18 protein-coding genes are annotated in these 18,788 nt (G+C 62.3%); 6 read left to right on the forward strand and 12 right to left on the reverse strand.

Translation table 11 applies throughout. The features are described from left to right. Positions 1–53 precede the first annotated feature (53 nt). Genes ABX74_RS07230 through ABX74_RS07240 form a run of 3 tightly spaced genes read left to right on the forward strand, consistent with a single transcriptional unit; the run spans position 54 to position 2,820 of the window. On the forward strand, positions 54–386 hold the full coding sequence (locus tag ABX74_RS07230) for a cupin domain-containing protein (RefSeq protein ID WP_003946336.1): 333 nt from the start codon (positions 54–56) through the stop codon (positions 384–386). A gap of 19 nt (positions 387–405) precedes the next feature. Beyond that, the gene (locus tag ABX74_RS07235) at positions 406–1,101 is read left to right on the forward strand and encodes a hypothetical protein (protein ID WP_047888500.1); all 696 of its coding nucleotides are present in this window, start codon (positions 406–408) and stop codon (positions 1,099–1,101) included. Between the two features lie 27 nt (positions 1,102–1,128). Beyond that, positions 1,129–2,820 carry a GAF domain-containing protein gene (locus tag ABX74_RS07240; protein ID WP_047888501.1) on the forward strand — a complete coding sequence of 564 codons (1,692 nt, stop codon included), beginning with the start codon at positions 1,129–1,131 and terminating at the stop codon, positions 2,818–2,820. A 2-nt stretch (positions 2,821–2,822) separates the two neighbouring features. On the opposite strand, the gene ABX74_RS07245 is transcribed toward ABX74_RS07240, so the two are convergent. From ABX74_RS07245 to cycA, 7 genes are all read right to left on the reverse strand, one after another. Further along, on the reverse strand, positions 2,823–3,461 hold the full coding sequence (locus ABX74_RS07245) for a response regulator (RefSeq protein WP_019744786.1): 639 nt from the start codon (positions 3,459–3,461) through the stop codon (positions 2,823–2,825). A 76-nt stretch (positions 3,462–3,537) separates the two neighbouring features. Beyond that, the gene (locus tag ABX74_RS07250; protein WP_003946389.1) at positions 3,538–4,431 is read right to left on the reverse strand and encodes a universal stress protein; all 894 of its coding nucleotides are present in this window, start codon (positions 4,429–4,431) and stop codon (positions 3,538–3,540) included. Between the two features lie 358 nt (positions 4,432–4,789). Further along, positions 4,790–5,830: an LLM class F420-dependent oxidoreductase gene (locus tag ABX74_RS07255; protein WP_007727670.1), complete on the reverse strand. Its 1,041-nt coding sequence runs from the start codon at positions 5,828–5,830 to the stop codon at positions 4,790–4,792. Positions 5,831–6,005: 175 nt separating this feature from the next. Then, a complete protein-coding gene (locus tag ABX74_RS07260; RefSeq protein ID WP_019744789.1) occupies positions 6,006–6,899 on the reverse strand; it encodes a universal stress protein in 894 nt (297 codons plus the stop codon). A gap of 141 nt (positions 6,900–7,040) precedes the next feature. Further along, positions 7,041–8,546 carry a glutamate-cysteine ligase family protein gene (locus ABX74_RS07265; protein WP_047888502.1) on the reverse strand — a complete coding sequence of 502 codons (1,506 nt, stop codon included), beginning with the start codon at positions 8,544–8,546 and terminating at the stop codon, positions 7,041–7,043. Positions 8,547–8,671: 125 nt separating this feature from the next. Beyond that, entirely contained in the window at positions 8,672–9,442 is a 771-nt protein-coding gene (locus tag ABX74_RS07270; RefSeq protein WP_047888503.1) for a M23 family metallopeptidase, read from the reverse strand. Positions 9,443–9,564: 122 nt separating this feature from the next. After that, positions 9,565–11,028 carry a D-serine/D-alanine/glycine transporter gene (cycA, locus tag ABX74_RS07275; RefSeq protein ID WP_019744791.1) on the reverse strand — a complete coding sequence of 488 codons (1,464 nt, stop codon included), beginning with the start codon at positions 11,026–11,028 and terminating at the stop codon, positions 9,565–9,567. Positions 11,029–11,170: 142 nt separating this feature from the next. Here cycA and ABX74_RS07280 point away from each other — a divergent pair, with 142 nt between their 5' ends. Further along, a complete protein-coding gene (locus tag ABX74_RS07280; RefSeq protein ID WP_020908678.1) occupies positions 11,171–11,887 on the forward strand; it encodes an HAD family hydrolase in 717 nt (238 codons plus the stop codon). 7 nt (positions 11,888–11,894) lie between these two features. Here ABX74_RS07280 and xylB read toward each other — a convergent pair whose 3' ends face one another. The 3 genes from xylB to ABX74_RS07295 all read right to left on the reverse strand — a co-directional run bounded on the left by xylB (position 11,895) and on the right by ABX74_RS07295 (position 13,934). Then, positions 11,895–13,292: a xylulokinase gene (xylB, locus tag ABX74_RS07285; protein WP_047888504.1), complete on the reverse strand. Its 1,398-nt coding sequence runs from the start codon at positions 13,290–13,292 to the stop codon at positions 11,895–11,897. A gap of 24 nt (positions 13,293–13,316) precedes the next feature. Next, on the reverse strand, positions 13,317–13,634 hold the full coding sequence (locus tag ABX74_RS07290; RefSeq protein ID WP_003946343.1) for a WhiB family transcriptional regulator: 318 nt from the start codon (positions 13,632–13,634) through the stop codon (positions 13,317–13,319). 69 nt (positions 13,635–13,703) lie between these two features. Then, positions 13,704–13,934, reverse strand: coding sequence for a DUF3263 domain-containing protein (locus ABX74_RS07295; protein WP_020970382.1), 231 nt, complete (start codon positions 13,932–13,934; stop codon positions 13,704–13,706). Between the two features lie 194 nt (positions 13,935–14,128). Here ABX74_RS07295 and ABX74_RS07300 point away from each other — a divergent pair, with 194 nt between their 5' ends. Both ABX74_RS07300 and ABX74_RS07305 read left to right on the forward strand, forming a co-directional pair. After that, on the forward strand, positions 14,129–15,316 hold the full coding sequence (locus ABX74_RS07300) for an ROK family transcriptional regulator (protein ID WP_047888505.1): 1,188 nt from the start codon (positions 14,129–14,131) through the stop codon (positions 15,314–15,316). 266 nt (positions 15,317–15,582) lie between these two features. Further along, entirely contained in the window at positions 15,583–16,884 is a 1,302-nt protein-coding gene (locus ABX74_RS07305) for an MFS transporter (protein WP_047888506.1), read from the forward strand. Between the two features lie 46 nt (positions 16,885–16,930). Here ABX74_RS07305 and ABX74_RS07310 read toward each other — a convergent pair whose 3' ends face one another. Both ABX74_RS07310 and ABX74_RS07315 read right to left on the reverse strand, forming a co-directional pair. After that, the gene (locus ABX74_RS07310) at positions 16,931–17,731 is read right to left on the reverse strand and encodes a crotonase/enoyl-CoA hydratase family protein (protein ID WP_047888507.1); all 801 of its coding nucleotides are present in this window, start codon (positions 17,729–17,731) and stop codon (positions 16,931–16,933) included. Positions 17,732–17,796: 65 nt separating this feature from the next. Next, a complete protein-coding gene (locus ABX74_RS07315) occupies positions 17,797–18,756 on the reverse strand; it encodes an LLM class F420-dependent oxidoreductase (RefSeq protein ID WP_019744798.1) in 960 nt (319 codons plus the stop codon). Positions 18,757–18,788: the final 32 nt, after the last annotated feature.

The following is an 18,788-nucleotide window of genomic DNA, read 5'->3' on the forward strand; positions in this document are numbered from 1 at the left end:
AGTGAGTCGGTCATACTCCAAGAACGACATTCACCGCTTCCGAGAGGTCTTCGATGGACAAGAAGTCACTGACCGCTCTCGCTCGCCAACAGTTGAAACTGGCGGGCTCGGCGACCAGCGGTCGCAGTTCACAAACCGTCTACGGCGGCCACCAGCGCAGCCTGCGACAGACGGTGATCGCGCTGAGCGCCGGCAAGAGCCTCGCCGAACACGACAGTCCGGGCGAAGCCACACTGTTGGTCCTGAGCGGGAAGCTGAATCTTGTGTGTGGGAGCGACCAGTGGAAAGGATCCACCGGTGATTTCCTCACCGTGCCGGCCGACCGCCACAGCGTCGAAGCGCTCGAAGACGTTGCATTTCTGCTCACCGTCGCCATGAAGGGTTGAAGTCGGTACCGTCTTCCGGGTGAGCGAAACCGTGATCGAAGTGTCCATCGTCGCAGCCCCGTCCGTTCTGTGGCCCGCCCTGCGCGACCCGTCGCTGATTCGTCGTTGGTTCGGCTGGGAGTACGACGGTCTCGACGACGAAATCGCCCAGATCTACTCCACCGCTGAGGCCGATCCCGAGGCACTGACGCTGAAACTCGGAAACGGTGACCGCTTCTCACTTCTCGAACAAGACGGCAAGACGGTCGTCCGCATCGATCGGCCGGCCAAATCCGCCGCCGACGACTGGTACGACGACATCACCGAGGGATGGACGACGTTCCTCCAGTTGCTCAGATTCGCAGTGGAGCACCACGGACTCGCTGAGCGAAGAACCATCTATCTCGACGGCCTGCTACTCCCTGGCGAGAATGCGGCAACCGTCCTCGGGCTCACCGAAATCGGTTTGGAAGCGGGAAGTCGGTACGCGGCGACAATCGCTCCCGGCGACTATTTCGAAGGCGTCGTCGACTACGTCACCGATCACCAATTCGGGTTGACAGTCGAAGATCTCGGCCCTGGTCTACTCTCTGTCGCGACCCAGTCGGTGACTCCGCAGCGGCCAGACGGAGGCATGTCCATCCTGCTGACCACCTACGACCTGAGCGATGACGAGTTCGACGAAATCAAGCATCACTGGTCGTCGTGGTGGGAAGGTCGCCGTCAGGAGGGCTGACGTTCCGCGAGACGATATGCTTCGACCATGGTCGAAGCATCGGGTCACAGTCCGGCACGCACGTTCGGCGAGTTGCTCGACCGCCTGGGCGATTCCAATGCAGACATACCGACACTCCACCGTCTGCTCGAGGCGGTCCTGGTGGTCGGTTCAGGTCTGGATCTCGACCTGACTCTCCAACGGATCATCACCTCTGCGACAACGGTTCTGGATTGCCGCTACGGCGCCCTGGGGGTTGCGGCGCCGGGGGGCGGGCTCTCGGAATTCGTGTACGAGGGAATCTCCGGGTCCCAACGGGCGACCATGGGGCATTTCCCCGAAGGTCATGGCGTTCTGGGTGTTCTGATGAATCACCCGCAGACTTTGCGTGTGGCGCATCTCGGCGACCATCCCGAATCGGTGGGATTCCCCGCAAATCATCCACCGATGGAGAGTTTCCTCGGGGCGCCGATCATGATGCGAGGAAAGGTGTTCGGAAGCATCTACCTGACTGAGAAGCGCGGAAAAGCCGAGTTCACCCAAGAAGACGAGGTCATTCTCGAGGCCCTCGCCATCGCAGCCGGCATCGCTGTGGAAAACGCCCGGCTGTTCGAGCAGTCACGAACTCGTGAAAGATGGCTCACCGCAACATCTGCCATTCGCTCGCGGTTGCTGGCCGGTGACTCGCTCGAAGACGGCCTGCAACTTCTTGCCAGTCGCGTTCGGGACCTGACCGGCGTCGACGACGTGATCGTGGTGATCTGCGAGAACGGATACGCACAGGTTCACGCTGCAGCCAGCGCCAGAACCACGTCACGTGGAGTCAGAATTCCAGCGACGACCTATCCGTTCGACGTGGTGCGGAGCACTCGAAAGCTACAGGTACTCACCACTTTAGGTGCACTCACCGAACTGGTGCCGTCGGCCGGAAGTGCGGTCGTGGCACCGATGTGCGTCGCCTCGGGTGTAGTCGGCGCGGTCATCGTGGCGTCGAACTCGACCAACACGCACTGGGATCACGACGAACTGACCCGAATCGAGTCGATGGCCGAACTCGGCTCCGTTGCAATCGAGTTCGACGAGAAACAAAAGGCGCAACGCCTGTTGTCGGTTCTCGCCGACCGCGACCGCATCGCACGAGACCTGCACGACAACGTCATCCAGCGACTGTTCGCGAGCGGAATGAGCCTGCAGAGCACGCTTCCGGACGAGACCCTCCCGGAGTCGGCGCGCGCGATTGTCAAACGATCCCTCGAACAACTCGACAAGACAGTCCGCGAGATTCGGACAACCATCTTCGATCTGCAGACTCCCACAGCCACCGATTCGTCGAGCCTGCGCCGACGCCTCCTCGATGTCATCGGCGACGCCACCGCACAGTCCGCCGTGACCCCCAGCGTCCAATTCTCCGGCGCCATCGACACTCTGGTGAATCCCGGGATCCACCAGCACGCCGAAGCTGTGCTGCGTGAGGGGCTGAGCAACGTCCTTCGGCATGCACACGCACACCACATCACCATCGCAGTCACCGCGGACGTCGAATTTGCGATCACGATCGAAGACGACGGCGTCGGACTCCCCTCCGACTTCCACAAGAGTGGACTTCACAATCTCGAGCGCCGTGCCGAACATTGCGGCGGTACGTGCACGATCGTCAACCACAATCCGAGCGGTGCACGCCTGCTCTGGCGAGTACCGCTCGGGCGCACCAACTCGAATCGACCGAAGTCCGGTCGGTAGACCTATCGACTGCCGCTGCGGATTTCGGTGGCCAGCACCGCAGCCTGAGTACGACGCTGCATGCCCAGCTTCGAGAGCAGACGCGTCACGTAGTTCTTGACTGTCTTCTCCGCGAGGAACAATCGCGCGCCGATCTCCCGGTTGGTGAGTCCCTCTCCGATGAGGTCGAAGACTGCTCGCTCCTGATCGGAAAGTTCGGCCAACGGATCAGCGGTGCGGTCGCTACGGATCCGCTGCATCAGCGCCTCCGTCGCCCGACTGTCGAGCAGTGAACCGCCGCGCCCGACTGTGCGGACCGCAGCGACCAGATCGGTTCCGAGAATCTGTTTGAGGACAAATCCCGAAGCGCCCGCCATGATCGCGTCGAGTAGTGCCTCGTCGTCCGCGTACGACGTGAGCATCAGGCAGCGCAGGTTGGGCAGCATCGAGCGCAGTTCGCGGCACAGTTCGACGCCGTTGCCGTCCGGCAGCCGTACGTCCAGAACCGCGACGTCGGCATTACTCTGCGGTACCGCAGCCAATGCTTCTCCCACGGATGCGGCCTCACCCACCACCACGAAGTCTTCGACCCCGCCGAGTAGGTCGAACAATCCGCGTCTGACGATCTCGTGATCGTCGACCAGGAATATCCGCGTTGTCATCGAACCCCTCCAAAAGACATCTCACGTCGAACGGTACCGGAGATGGTGGACTCAAAAGTCATTGAATGCATTCTCTTCACTTGTTGACGTGCCGGACGATGAGAACCGGGCAATCCGCAGTATGGAGCAGTGCCCGACTGGTCGATCCGAGGAGCATTCCCGCGAATCCGCCGCGCCCACGGCTGCCGACGACGATCAATTGCGCCGTCTCCGCGTATTCGCTCAGCACTCGGACCGGACGGTCACGCGCGACGACTCTCTCGACGACGACGTCCGGGTAGCGCTCGGTGAAACCAGCCAATTGCTCGGCAAGGACAACTTCCTCACCTGTCTGGATGCTGCTCCACAGTGGATCGTCGGGGGTGGCGCCCAGGGAGGGCTGCACGCTCACATCGCTCCACACGTTGACGGCGATCAATGTTGCACCCCGAGCGGATGCCTGTTCGAAAGCATGCTCGACTGCCTCGATGCTGCTTTCGGATCCATCGACACCGACGACGACAGGACCTTCGGTCGGCGGTCGACCATCAAGCGTCCGGCCCCGGACTACCGCCACCGGAGATTCGCCGTGCGAGACCACCGACACCGTCGCGGAACCGACGACCAATCCGGTGAATTCACCATGCCCGCGGGGCCCGAGCGCAATGATGTACGCGCCCTTGGACAATTCGATCAGGCGATCGGAGACGCTGCCGTCGAGTAGTTCGGTGACGATCTCGAGGTCGTCGTCGATGCTTTGCCGCGCGAGGATCTGCGCGCTGTCCAGACGAGCGGTGGCAGTGCGGCGAAGTTCGTCCTTGAAGCTCTCGGCGAGGTACGGCTCGGAGTAGTAGAAAGCGGGGATGTGCACCACCGTCGCAATGTGCAGCGGACGACCGAGCGCCACCGCCGTTCGAGCGGCCCAGACGACAGCCGACGACGCCGATTCCGAGCCGTCCACTGCCACGACTACGGGTTTGGTTGCACTCATGTTCGTCCCTCCACGATCGACCAGAGAATCTCTTCGCCCTCACACTATTGCCCAATGACGGCAAAAAGGATTCATCAGCCGACGCGAGTCCCGAATCGGACATTCGGAGTTCGGGTGGACTGCGGCAACGGCCCCGCCAACATCCCTTTCGGGCGTCAACGAGGCCACCGGTGCCGGATTCGCACGCAAATCCTGGCTACTCGATCCACGTTAGGCGAAGAACCCGACCGGTCAGAAGTGAAAAAAGTCCCATATGAAAGCGCCGAAAATCGGGTTTCGTGCGCAAGAGATCCCGAATCACCCGCTCTGCTGTGCGCCTTTATTAACCGCCGGCGGTTAATAAAGGCGCACGGCAGGGTCAGTCACAAATCTTGCGGAACTTCTCGATCAGCTGAACACGGCCGTTGCGATCGGCCGCCAACGGCGTGACGTTGAGCGTCGTGACGCCAGCTTCGGCGAAGGCTGCGACGCGTTCCTTGACGTAGCTCTCGGGACCGATCAACGACACGGCGCGAACCAGCTCGTCCGGGACCGCTGCTGCGGCCTCGTCCTTCTTGCCCGCGAGGTAGAGATCCTGAATCTTCTCGGCGGCCTCTTCGTAGCCGTATCGCACCGCGAGGTCGTTGTAGAAGTTCTTGCCCTTGGCGCCCATGCCGCCGATGTAGAGCGCAAGGCTCGGGCGTACCCAGTCGAGCATGTGGTCGACGTCGTCACCGATGGCCAGGGCCGGCGACGCGTACACCTGAAGCTCGCCGAGGCTCGGATCGCGCTTGGCCTTGCCCTTCGCAATCGGCTCGCCCCATACGCTTGCTGCCTTTTCCGGATGGAAGAAGATGGGTTCCCAGCCTTCGGCGATCTCAGCCGTCAGTTCGACGTTCTTGGGTCCGAGCGAAGCGATCAGGATCGGGATGCGCTCACGCACAGGATGATTGATCAGCTTGAGCGGCTTGCCCAGTCCGGTGCCCTTCTCGGCGGGGAGCGGAACCTGGTAGTACTTGCCCTGGTATTCGACCTTCTCGCGGCGCCACACCTGACGGCAGATCTCGACGACCTCACGCGTGCGTCCCAACGGAGCGTCGTACTTGACGCCGTGGAATCCCTCGATCACCTGCGGTCCGGAAGCACCCAGGCCCATAACGAAGCGACCGTTGGAGACGAAGTCCAGGCCCGCTGCCGTCATGGCGGTCAACGAGGGCGTACGGGTGTAGATCTGGAAGATTCCCGAAGCGAGTTCGATGGTCGACGTCTTGGCCGCCAGGTAACCGAGCTGGCTGACCGCGTCGAAGGAATACGCTTCCGGAACGAAGGCGATGTCCAGGCCCGCCTTCTCCAGGTCACCGACCTCTTCGACGGTTTCGGCGAACCCGCCGCTGTAGTTCAAACCCATACCGATACGCACGTTGTAACCCCAATCCAGACGATTGCCGCCGTGTGCGACGCGCACACAGCCTTGGTACTCCCATCGAACACCTAACTCACATCGAACACTACGGAACATGAGTCCGCATTCATGTGACTACCCCGTTCGTATTCGATGACCGAAACGAACGGGGTAGCGGGAGAACTTGGAGAGGTCAGGATTCTTCGGGGCGAACCACCATGACGGGGCACTTGGCCGAAGCGATCAGAGTATTGCTGGTCGAGCCGAGGAGCATGCCACGGAATCCACCACGGCCACGGCTGCCGACTACAACAAGCTGCGCTTTTGCCGACCAGTCGAGCAGCCGTCCTCGTGGGTTGTCGAGGTATACCTCGCGCCGGACCTTCACGTCCGGGTACTGCTCGGACCAACCGGCCAAGCTCTCGCTGAGTACTGCGTGCTCTTCCTCTTCGAGAGACTGCGGGGCAAGCGCAGCTGCCCTCGGGTCTTCGAATGCCGCGCTGCCGAGGTCACTCCACACGTGCAGCGCCACCAACTCGGCGCCGCGGAACGCTGCTTCCTCGAATGCCGCGCCCACTGCTTGCGCGCTGAGCGCACTGCCGTCGACGCCGACCACGACGGGTCCCTCCGAAGGCACTGCGCCGTCGCGGTCCCGCACGACGATGACCGGGCACTTGCCGTGACTGGCAACACCGACCGCTGTATTACCGAGAACTGCCGTCGCCGCCTTGCCCGAAGCGGACGCTCCGACAACGACCCGCCTGGCCTGCGCCGAACTCTCGATCAACCACTGAGTTGCGCTGCCGATGGCGATTTCGGTGTGAACTTCGAGTTTCGGATCGATCTCATGGGCGAATTGTTCCGCCTCTGCCAAGATCGCTTTTCCCGCCTCTTCGACCCATTCGTACACCCCACCCGCGTCGACGTACGGTCCGCCGAAACCGTAAGGCGCGAAGTCGAGAGCGTGGATGATGTCGAGTCGCAATTCGCGCTGGGCGGCGATTTTCGCGGCCTCGCGGAGCGCAGTGGACGCAGTGTCCGAACCCTCGACTCCGACAACAACACTGTTATGTTCGCGTGAACTCATGTGCCCACCTTCCTGAAGAAGTAACCGAGCCACTTTCACTCTAACCATCCCACTTGTCCGGCTTTTTTGGGGTCGCCCCCTCTTCATTTCGGGGACTTAGGTCCCCGAAACTGTTGACGGATAGGAGAATTAGCAGAGCAATCAGGGCCAGGTGTGAACGGGATCTCCCGCCCGCATGTTCTCGACGTAACCGCGGAGCATTCCGGTGAGCGCAGTCGAGCGGTCCGCGCCCGAGGCCTCCGCGCGCGCCACGTGCTCTCGTTGCCAGGCGGCACCGGTCTGCCGATTCAGGCACCGCCCCTCGATGACGCCGAGATACCGATCGCGGGCCGCGGCGGACAATCCAAAGTCCGCCAAACCCTCGTCCGCCAACGGCAGCAGCCTTCGCAGGACCAACTCGTCGGCACCGACCCAACCGATCTCCGGCCAGTACAAGGTTGCGTCGAGTCCGTACTTGGCGCCGATGTGCAGGTTCTCTTCTGCCGCATGGAACGACATGTGCGACCACAGTGGCCGCTCCGCGTTCACCAGCGCCCGAACTGTGCCGTAATAGAAGGCCGCATTGGCCATGATGTCGACGACAGTCGGTCCGGCCGGCAGCACTCGATTCTCGATACGCAAGTGCGGCTTGCCATCCGAGCAGTCGTACACCGGACGATTCCAGCGATAGACCGTGCCGTTGTGCATCTGAAGCTCGCTCAACTCCGGAACCCCGCCCGCCGCGAGCACTTCCAGTGGATCGATGTCCGACACGTCAGGCAGCAGGGCCGGGAAGTACCGCGAGTTCTCTTCGAACAAGTCGAGCACTGAGTGGATCCACCGCTCACCGAACCACACCCGCGGCCGCACACCTTGGTTCTTCAGCTCGAAAGTTCTTGTGTCCGTGGCCTGCTCGAAGATCGGGATGCGCGATTCGTGCCAGAGTGCCTTGCCTGCCAGGAAAGGAGAATTAGCCGCCAACGCCACCTGTACGCCGGCCAGACACTGCGCGGCATTCCAATGCGCGGCAAACTCTTCCGGCGCAACGCGAAGATGCAACTGCATGGACGTACATGCCGCCTCCGGGACTACCGAATTGGTATCGGCCCGAAGGATTTCCACGTCGCTGCCAGGTAGCGCGACGCCTTCGACGTCGAGTTCGATGTCCTCGCCTCGAGCGGTGAAAATTTGCTCGTTGAGCAATTCGTAGCGCGGGTTCGCGGTGATCCACTCTCGATCGAGATGCTCGAGTTGCAGGGTCGGCAGCATCCCGATCATCACCATCTCGGCGTCGTGCGCATGGATTCGCGCGTCTGCGACGTCGAGGGAGGCGCGCAGTTTCTTTTCCAATTCGAAAGTTGCATCACCGGTGAGTGGGCCGGGTTCAACGTTCATCTCGACGTTGAACTGTCCGAGCTCGGTTTGGAAAACCGCAGCGTCGTCGATGGATTCGAGCACTTCCCGGTTGGACATCGCAGGAGCCATGTCCCCGTTCACCAGGTTGAATTCGATCTCCATGCCCAGCAGCGGCGCCGGCTTGTCGACGGCGTCTCGGAAGTCACCACCATCGAGCATCTGCTTCATGGCGTCGACGCAAGACCGCACTTTCTTGCGAAAGAGCCTACGGTCCGCCCGCGTGAATTCTCGCGCCGTGACTTCTGCACCCATCGCGCATTCCCCCTTCGACGATCAACGTCACTGAAGGCTATCCGGCCGGTGTCACCGACAAACGAGAACTGCGGTGGCACCAGGAAGAATTTCCCGACGCCACCGCAGTTCTCCGAAAGTTTCTCTTACGAGTTGTCTACCCAGGTGACAGCCACGCCGCGAGCCTGCAGCCACGCTGCGGGGTCGACCTTTGCGCCGTTCTCGGCAACCTCGAAGTGCAGGTGCGGGCCGGTGGACTGGCCACGGTTACCCACTGTGGCGATCTGCTGGCCAGCATTGACGCGCTGGCCGACGTTGACCTGGTAGTCGTTGACGTGGCCGTACGTGGTGACCGTGCCGTCGTCGTGCTGGACGCGAACCCAGAGGCCGAAACCTGACGCCGGGCCGGCGTCGATGACCTGGCCGTCTGCTGCAGCCAGAATCGGCGTACCGATCGGAGCCGCGATGTCGAGACCGCCGTGGTGTGCTCCCCAGCGCGAACCGAAGGTGGAGGTCAGCGTTCCGGACACCGGCTGCACGGTGCGAGCAGAGGTGCCGGGGTTGATCCCCGCGAGGAACTGCTGTGCCTGCGTGTTGAGATCGGCAGCAAAATCGGGAAGCTCGGGAATGTCGAGAGCGGGAAGTGCCGCCAATTCAGCCGGAACGACAACGCCCTCGGGGAGCAGACCCTGCGGGATTTCGATGCCGGCGATGGTCTGTGTTGCCGGCGCCGCAGCAGCGGTTCCTGCACCCATCTGGCCTACACCGACGAGGAGTGCACCGGTAGCCGCAGCTACGACACCCGCCTTGACACCGGCACCAGGGCCAGCCGACGGGGTGCGGTGGCGGCCGCTTGCTGCCTCGGGATCGATCTCGAAGACAACATCGTCATTGCCCGTGCGGTGGTGGTTTCCCACAGTGTGTACTCCGTCAGTCGTCGGCGTGCAGCGTCCTTCTGATGAAGCCCGCTCCTCTGTCTGCCGAAGAATGTAACAGTTTGATCAAGGCGGCCGCCACCGTTACCCGATCTTGACCAAAACTATTTCTCGCCGTTCTGTCGGCTGGCGTCCAGTTCTGACTTGAATGCGTCGTATCGTGCCCGGTGAGCGGGTCGGCGACGAATGATCGCCCACGCGATTCCCAGAACCACGAACCAGATCGGCGTGACGACAAGTGCCTGCAGGGTGTCGTCCTTGGTTGTCAGCGCCCAGAGGATGAAGACGAAGAACGCGAGCACGACCCAGCACATCACGATGCCGCCGGGCATCTTGAACTTCGACGCCTCGTGCAGGTGCGGACGACGCTTCCGGTACACCATGTAGCTCGCCAGAATGATCGTCCACACGAACATGAACAGCAGCGCCGAGATGGTCGTGACGACGGTGAAGGCCTCGATTACGGAATCGCCCGAGAACAGCAGGATCAGCGACGCCAGCAAGAAGATGCAGGAAAACATCAGGGCGTTCGCGGGGACCTTGCGCGAGTTCAGCTTGCCGAGTGCCCGCGGTGCGTCGCCCTCCTGTGCAAGGCCGAACACCATGCGCGAGGTGGAGTAGATACCCGAGTTGGCCGAAGATGCAGCGGAGGTCAGCACGACGAAGTTGATGACAGATGCAGCGATGCCGAGGCCGGCGAGCGTGAACATGGCGACGAACGGACTCTTGTCAGCGCTGATTTCGCGCCACGGAGTCACCGCGATGATCACGGTCAGTGCAACGACGTAGAACAGCAGGACACGAATGGGGATGGAGTTGATGGCCTTCGGCAGGTTCTTCTCCGGGTCCTTCGCCTCGGCTGCTGTCGTGCCGACGAGCTCGATTCCCACGAAGGCGAACACGGCGATCTGGAAGCCGGCCACGAAGCCCATGAATCCGGTCGGGAACATGCCGCCGTCGTTCCAGAGGTTGTCGATACCCGAGGTGGCACCGTTCGGCGCCGTGAACCCGGAGACGACCATGACGATGCCGACGATGATCAGGCTGACGATGGCGACGATCTTGATCAGCGCGAACCAGAACTCGGTTTCACCGAAGGCGCGAACGGTCGGGAGATTGAGGAGCAGCAGCGCCGCGATCGTCAGCAAAGCAGGTATCCATGCCGCGAGACCTGGCCACCAGTATTTGAAGTATCCGGAAATCGCGATGACGTCCGCGATGCCGGTGACGATCCAGCAGAACCAGTAGGTCCAGCCGGTGAAGAATCCCGCCCAGGGGCCCAGCAGATCCGCGGCGAAGTCGGAGAACGACTTGTACGCCATGTTCGAGAGCAGCAACTCCCCCATCGCCCGCATGACGAAGAAGAGCATGAAGCCGATGATCATGTACACGAAGATCACGGAGGGCCCGGCAAGCGAGATCGTCTTGCCCGATCCCATGAACAGTCCGGTGCCGATGGCACCACCAATGGCGATCAGCTGGATATGCCGGTTGGACAGCTGACGTGAGAGGTGGGGGTCTTCGCCGGACGGCTTCGTCAGGTCTGGTGTATTCGCGTGGTCGGACACGGAGGATCCCCCTCGTCATACGGTTCATCCGGGGCATCGAAATCGTGCCCGTCGGGGGAACCTCGGAAAATGTGCTCTCTCAAAGTACGCGTGCACTGGCTCACATCAAGCATCGGAAAGCGGACGCCGATAACCTGTCGAGGTGAACACTGACAGCACGGCCCATCAAGACGGACATATCGCCGCGACGCTGTTCGATTTCTCCGGAACCCTCTTCCGTTTGGAGGAGAGCGACGATTGGACCGAGCACCTCGTCGATCACCAAGGCGATCCGCTCGACGTGCACGCTCAAGCCGAGTTGATGCGTCGGATGACCGCGCCGGTGGGCAGAACCGTCGAGATGGACGAAGCCGGGATCTACGCGTGGGAGAACCGCGACCGGGATCCGAAGTTGCATCGTCAGGCGTACCTCGACGTGTTGAGCAAGTCCGGAGTGCCGGATCCGGTTCGGGCCGAAGCCTTCTACGCGCTGCTGGTCGATCCGGACCAGTGGTCGCCGTACCCGGATACCGGTGAGGTCCTTAAGTCATTGTCGGAGAAGGGTGTACGCACTGCCGTCTTGAGCAACATCGCCTTCGACATCCGTCCGGCGTTCGTCGACCGCGGCTGGGACGTCTGGGTCGACGAGTTCGTCCTGTCGTTCGAGGTGGGTGCAGTCAAACCGGAACCCGCGATCTTCGAATACGCCCTGGCACAGCTGGATGTGGATGCGGCGCAGACCCTGATGATCGGAGACAGTGATGTCGCCGACGGCGCGGCCCGAGACGTCGGTTGCCAGTTCGCACTCGTCGATCCCCTGCCGACGACCGAACGCCCACACGCGCTACTCGACGCAGTGCGGAAGTTCGGGCTTCTGTAGGGAGCGCTCAGACGCCTTCGGTGAGTTCGCGCAACGACGCGTAGCGCTCGCGCACGTGGGGAGCTGGTTCGGCGTCGAATCGTCGCTCTTCCGGTTTCGGCCACACCGGCGGCCGCGTGTCCCCGGACAGTGCCCATGCTGCTTGCCTGCATGCCCCTTCGGCGACGTACTCACCCGGAGCAGGGATTACGACCGGCACTCCGAGAATTGCCGGCGCAATCTCACAGAGAGCGCGAGACTTCGCTCCGCCTCCGACGAGGAGAACTCGCTTCACCTCGACGCCCTGACGAACCAGATCGTCGACGCCGTCGGCCAAGCCGCACAGGAGCCCTTCGACTGCGGCGCGCGCGAAATGCGCCGGCGTCGAGTTCTGCAGCCGGAAACCGTGCATCGCTCCCGTGGCGTCGGGGCGGTTGGGCGTCCGCTCGCCCTCGAAGTACGGAATCATGACCAGCCCGTCGTTTCCGAGGGGCGCGGTCAGCGCCAACCGGGACAGTTCGGCGTGATCGACACCGAGAATGGACGCTGTCGCATCAAGAATGCGCGCGCCGTTGAGAGTGCACACCAGCGGCAGGTGCAGGCCGGTTGCGTCCGCGAATCCTGCCACGTTTCCACTGGGATCGTGTGTGGGGGTGGCCGATACAGCCGACACGACGCCGGATGTTCCGATCGAGATGATCACGTCACCGGGGACTGCTCCCAAACCCAGTGCGGCTGCGGCATTGTCACCCGTACCCGGTCCGATGATTCCCCCGGAGCCAGTGCTTCCGATCTTTTCGTTCGGCGATGCAACTCGGGGAACATGGGGGGTGCGATCGCGAAATGCCAACGCCAGCAAGTCGGTACGGTATTCGCGCGTCGAGGCAGCGTAATAGCCGGTTCCACTTGCGTCGCCCGCGTCTGTGGCGAGCTCCTCGATTGAACCGGACCCGCCCAATTTCCAGGACAGCCAGTCATGCGGAAGACACACCGCGGCAGTGCGATCGGCGTTGCCTGGCTCGTGATCTGCGAGCCATCGAAGCTTGCTTGCCGTGACCGCGGCGACCGGAACTACGCCAACCGCGTCGGCCCACGCCTTCGATCCGCCGAGTTCTTCGACCAGATCCGTCGCAGCCTTCGCCGAACGAGTGTCGTTCCACAGCAGCGCCGGCCTGACGACCTCGCCGCCGCTGCCCAGACACACCATGCCGTGCTGTTGAGCTCCGACGGATACCGCTGCGACGTCGCCGAGCCCACCCGCCGCGGCGATTGCATTGTCCATCGCCTCGAGCCAGCATGTCGGATCTATCTCGGTACCGACGGGATGGGCCGCCCGTCCTTCTCGTACCAGTTCTCCCGAATCGGCATCACGGACAATGACTTTGCACGACTGGGTAGACGAATCGATACCGGCTACGAGGGTCACACTGGCGTCCTTTCCGAAGGACCGTCAGCTCGCGTTGGCGACCGCGGGCATCCGGTTGCTGCGCTTACGCAGCGATCGCACATATTCTGCGCGCTCGGTCTCCGTCATTCCACCCCAGATGCCGTACGGCTCGTGGACGGAGAGTGCGTGTTCGCGGCACTGCTGGAGCACGGGGCACGTCGCGCAGACCTTCTTGGCGTTGCGTTCACGGTTCTCGCGAGCGTGTCCACGCTCGCCGTCCGGGTGGAAGTACACCGCGGAATCGTGCCCACGGCACGCTCCCTGCAGCTGCCAGTCCCACACTTCGGCGGTCGGGTACGGCATCGGAAGGTGCTTGTGCATGATGGCGACCTCAATTCCTTACTCGGGTGAAACGGATTCGGGTGACTCTGGGCTGACGCCGGGTCGGGCTTATCGACGCCTGGCCGATTGGCCGAGTCGATGTGCACAGACCGTTGCGAGTTCGCCGGTGACCGGCGGAGTCAGCGCTACGACGCCGTCGTCGAGAATTGCCTGCAGCCTGCGGAAATACTCGTCCGGGGCGAGGCCGAAGGTTACAAAGATCTCTTCGTCAGGTCCACCGTCGAACTGCTGCCACTTACGTGCGAACTCGACGATCTCTTGTGTATCGGTGCGGCTCATCAGGTTCTCCCCTGTTTATGCGCCCTGCTTCACAGAAACTGCGACTCGTCTCCTCGGACGCCCGTGGCAGTGAGTCAAGACACAGACTATGCCTACTTCTGCTTTTTCACAAGACCTACTTACGTCTTTTTGTGGACAAAGTATGCCAACTTTCGCACGCTGAAGTTACCGACGAGGAATGCTTGAATAGGACAATGACCCGACCGTCCACGACTCCGGCTACCGCGGGAGAGGTATTCACGCTGATACGCAGCGGTTCCGCGACCACGCGCAGCGAGATCGGGAAGCTCACCGGCCTGTCCAGGACGGCGGTATCGGCCAGGGTTGCAGCACTTCAATCGCTTGGTTTGATCGCCGATGACGACGAGGGCCCGTCGACGGGCGGCCGGCCGCCGTCCACTCTCACCTTCGCGAACTCGTCCGGCGTGGTTCTCGTCGTGGCAATCGGTCGATCGCGGGCACAACTTGCCGTCACCGACCTGGCGGGCACGATCCTCGCGGCAGAAGACATCGACAAGTCGGTCGGGGTCGGCCCCGACGAACTGATGCCCGAAATTGCCGAGCATCTTTCGTCACTACTGGCCCAGGTCCACCGCGCGCCTACCGAGGTCATCGGAATCGGACTGAGCATTCCCGGAACGGTCGACGTCGCCGCGGGAGCGAGCCTCGACTCTCCGATGATGGCGGGATGGGACGGCGTCGCTCTTGCCCCCTATCTGACATCGGTGACCACGGCGCCACTGTTTGCCGACAACGATGCCAACGTGATGGCCCTGGCCGAATTGAGCGAACGACGCGAGAGTGCGCCCAACCTCCTGATGATCAAGGCGTCAACCGGCCTCGGCGCAGGAATCGTCATGGGCGGAATCCTCCAACGCGGTTCACTCGGAGCGTCCGGCGAGATCGGGCATACCAAAACCGCTGCAGCGCGGGGCATGAAGTGTCGCTGCGGCGATGTCGGCTGCGTCGAAACCGTCGCCAGCGGTTGGGCTCTCGTGCACGCCCTCCGAGATCAGGGCCGAAGCGTCGGGCACGTGCGTGACGTTGTCCGCCTCGCCCTGGACGGCGACAGTGAAGCCCGCCGGCTCATCAGAAGCAGCGGCCGACTTATCGGCGACGTCATTTCCGGCGCGGTAAACCTCCTCAATCCCGAGGTCCTGATCATCGGCGGCGACATGGCCGAGGCAGACGAGCTCTTCCTCGCCGGACTTCGGGAGTCCGTCTACGGCAACGCAACGGCGCTTGCCACCCGAAAGCTTCAGATCGCTTCGGTCAGCCACGGCGCACAATCCGGGATCCTCGGTTGTGCGGTTCTCGTCCTCGACCATCTGCTCAGCGCCAGGGAAATCGATCTGCGGATCGCCGCGTCGCTCCACACCTGAGCAACTGATTTCTCGCATGCTCTGAACCAGATAATCAGACCTTTCCAGCACCCCTTGTGTTGACGCTCACACTTCTGCATAATTCATTACCTACCGATCATTCGGTTGCCAATATCGACAATGAGATCGCGCAGGAACGCTCCGAGTCAGCCAAAAGCATGCACCGAGCACACCGGCAACGTCGCAGATCGAACAGCGTTTCTCCCCTGTTCCGACTTCGCAGTTCACCGCGCCGGTGAACCACGTGACTGGCAGAAAGTAGCTCGATGACCACAACCAGAACTGGCACCAAGCCCGCCGCGAAGGAGTACGACCGCGCCGCGATGGCGTCGATGGTCGGCACCACCGTCGAGTGGTACGACTTCTTCATCTACGCCCAAGCCGCAGCCCTGATCTTTGCCGACCTGTTCTTCAAGCCGATGGGCTCGGCAGGCCAGATCGTCTCCTACGTCACGGTCGGCATCAGCTTTGTCTTCCGTCCTCTCGGCGCCATCGTGGCCGGATATCTCGGCGACAGACTCGGCCGTAAACGTGTCCTGGTCGCGACGTTGGCGATGATGGGGGCCGCGACGGTTCTCATCGGCGCGCTGCCGACGTATGCCTCGATCGGGATCTGGGCGCCGATCCTGTTGATCCTTCTCAGAATCGTGCAGGGATTCTCGACGGGCGGCGAATGGGGTGGGGCTGCTCTTCTTGCCGTCGAACACGCACCCACCAAGCGTCGAGGATTCTTCGGAGCGTTCGTCCAGATGGGCGTACCGCTCGGAATGTTGCTCGCCACCGGCGTTTTGGCACTGTGCACGTTCACCCTCACGGACGAACAGTTCACCACCTGGGGATGGCGAGTGCCGTTCCTGCTCAGCGTCGTGTTGATCGGCGTCGGCTTCTACATTCGAAGCAAGGTCAGCGAGTCACCCGTGTTCGCCGAACTCAAGGAACGCCGCACCGAGAGCAACACGCCGATCCGAACTCTGTTCAAGAAACACCCGAAGCAGGTCGTACTCGCGGCCCTCTCCTTCATCGGCACAAACGGCAACGGCTACATGGTGATCGGCGGATTCATCGTCGCGTACGCAACCAAGACCTACGGCCTGGGTAAGACCGAACTACTGATTGCCACGCTCGCAAGTGCAGTCACGTGGGGCGTTTTCACCATGATCGGCGCTTACTGGTCGGATCGGCGCGGCCGCACCACGGTGATGAACGTCGGCAACCTCGCAATGATCCTCTTCGCGGTGCCGTTCTTCCTCCTCATCGACACCGGCAATCTCGGCTGGATCTACGTGGCGATGATCCTGTTCTCGGTCGGACTCGGACTGTCGTACGGACCTCAACCGGCATTGTTCGCCGAACTGTTCCCAGCTTCGATCCGCTACAGCGGCGCGTCGATCTCCTACGCCGTCGGCACCATTTTCGGCGGCGCCTTTGCTCCCACCGTCGCCCAATGGCTCCTCGGCAAGACCGGTGGCACTCTTGCCATCTCGATCTATCTCGCCCTGTTGGCCGCAGTGTCGTTTGTCGCCACGACGCTCATCAAGGACCGATCCGGACGAGATCTGATGGTGTAATCGACCTGAATGAGAACGCCCCACGGCGTCGCGATGCCGGAGTTTGTCAGCCGAACTTTCGAATGGCGAACTCCGGCAACGTCTTCGCAGTATTCACGGAGCGTACGATCTTGTGGTTCTTGCCTCTCATCAGCGCCAATTGGATCCGCGATTCGATCCAGAACGCACCGCGTGGCGATCGGTTCCAGGTCTTGTGCAGCAACGTCTTCGTCGCTGCGACGGCGTCCGGCGAGCGAGTCATGATCTGCGACAACAGTTCCTGTGCCGGTTTGATCGGATTGTCACTTACTCCGCTCACGAACCCCCACTCGAGAGCCTGATTTCCATCGAACAGTTCAGCAGTCATGGCGAGGCGTTTCACGACGTCCATCGCCGCGAGTTCGCGCATCGTGACCGTTCCGGTCATGTCGGGGATCAATCCCCACTTCGCCTCCATCACCGAGAACGTGCAATCAGGGGTGGTGAATCGAAAGTCTGCGGCGAGCGCCAATTGCAGTCCCCCGCCGAAGCAGTGGCCGTGAACGACCGCGATGACCGGCACGGGCAATTCGCGCCACACCCAGCACGCGCGTTGAAAGAGGTTGGTCTTCTGACCGGGAAATTTCGCAAAGGCCTTGGCCATCCGGCTCGGCTGCTTGCCGGCAGAAGCGAAGTCCAATCCGGCCGAGAATGCGTCGCCCGCGCCTTGCAGAACCACGCCCCGGATCGAACGATCAGTTCTGATCGTTCGGGCCGCGTCCACCAGCGCGTCGAGCATGTCCAGATCGAGACCGTTGAGTTTCTCCGGCCGGTTCAGCGTCACGTACGCCACCGACTGCACTACCTCGACATGAACACGATCACTCACGGCAACTCCTTCGATTCGACATATCCCCGACGAACTTACCTGAGAGTAAGTTCGTCGGGGATTCGTCATACCATCTCGGCAAGAAGTTCCATCGTCACTTGCCCGGCCGGATCCGAATCAGTGGATGAAGGCACGGCCACGACGGTGTCCACACCGACCGCTCGATACGCCTCGAGTTGCTCGCGCGCATCGGCCGCGGTTCCCACGATTCCCACTGTCGCGACCATCGCGTCCGAGACCTGACTCAAGATCTCTCGAGGCGCGGTCCCGGCCCTGGCTGCCTCGATCACGGATGCAAACCCTGCTCGTACGAACATGTCCGAGTACCCGGGGGCAGCGAGATACGGCACAAGCCCACGTCTGAGCTGATCGATCGACATCTGAGTTGGGCCTTCGGTTGCCACGGCCGCCGGCGCCCAAACCGACACCTGGGGCATTGGCGTTTCCATTTCAGCCGCGATTTCCTTGCACCGTGCGATCAGGCGCCCCGCTTGCTCCGGGCTGACCAGATTGAGCACCAGTTCGTCGCCCAACTCCACCGCGGCGCGAAGGGCCTTGTCTCCGAAAGCTGCAACGATCAGCCGCCCACCCGGCGGCTGAAGTCGCAGCCGATATCCGCTGGTCCGCATCACCGTTCCGGCGACTTCGCCCCGCTCGCCGTTCATGAGCGCTCGCACACCGCGGGCGGACTCCGCGAGTGCACGTGCTGCCCCGGATCTGCTTCGCCCATGCCATTTTTCGACCACGACAGCGCTGGACGTGCCCAACGCTATCGACACGTGACGCCCGGTCAGGTCGGCTACCGACGCCGCCCCGATCGCGATCATCGCCGGATCACGAACCGTCACCGCGAGCGGGCCGACCACCAACTCGGAGTGCTCGAAGCCGGCGCCGACTGACGTCGCCAGAGCAAAGGCGTCGTACGTCGCCATCTCCCCCACCCACACTCGGCCGAACCCCAGTTTGTCGGCGAGGCGTGCAGTAGTGGTCACCTCCCGTGGCGGACGGTCCTGCCACAAACCCAAGGAGATGTCGATCGTCGGCAGTCGGCTCCTCG

Source organism: Rhodococcus sp. ARP2 (assembly GCF_001029585.1).
Classification (GTDB): Bacteria; Actinomycetota; Actinomycetes; order Mycobacteriales; family Mycobacteriaceae; genus Rhodococcus_F; species Rhodococcus_F erythropolis.

What these genes read in the sequence shown, in the direction of transcription:
- ABX74_RS07230 (WP_003946336.1), top strand. Translation starts at nt 54, where the DNA reads ATGGACAAGAAGTCACTGACCGCTCTCGCTCGCCAACAGTTGAAACTG.
- ABX74_RS07240 (WP_047888501.1), top strand. Translation starts at nt 1,129, where the DNA reads ATGGTCGAAGCATCGGGTCACAGTCCGGCACGCACGTTCGGCGAGTTG.
- ABX74_RS07245 (WP_019744786.1), bottom strand. Translation starts at nt 3,461, where the DNA reads ATGACAACGCGGATATTCCTGGTCGACGATCACGAGATCGTCAGACGC.
- ABX74_RS07250 (WP_003946389.1), bottom strand. Translation starts at nt 4,431, where the DNA reads ATGAGTGCAACCAAACCCGTAGTCGTGGCAGTGGACGGCTCGGAATCG.
- ABX74_RS07260 (WP_019744789.1), bottom strand. Translation starts at nt 6,899, where the DNA reads ATGAGTTCACGCGAACATAACAGTGTTGTTGTCGGAGTCGAGGGTTCG.
- ABX74_RS07265 (WP_047888502.1), bottom strand. Translation starts at nt 8,546, where the DNA reads ATGGGTGCAGAAGTCACGGCGCGAGAATTCACGCGGGCGGACCGTAGG.
- ABX74_RS07290 (WP_003946343.1), bottom strand. Translation starts at nt 13,634, where the DNA reads ATGCACAAGCACCTTCCGATGCCGTACCCGACCGCCGAAGTGTGGGAC.
- ABX74_RS07295 (WP_020970382.1), bottom strand. Translation starts at nt 13,934, where the DNA reads ATGAGCCGCACCGATACACAAGAGATCGTCGAGTTCGCACGTAAGTGG.
- ABX74_RS07300 (WP_047888505.1), top strand. Translation starts at nt 14,129, where the DNA reads ATGACCCGACCGTCCACGACTCCGGCTACCGCGGGAGAGGTATTCACG.
- ABX74_RS07305 (WP_047888506.1), top strand. Translation starts at nt 15,583, where the DNA reads ATGACCACAACCAGAACTGGCACCAAGCCCGCCGCGAAGGAGTACGAC.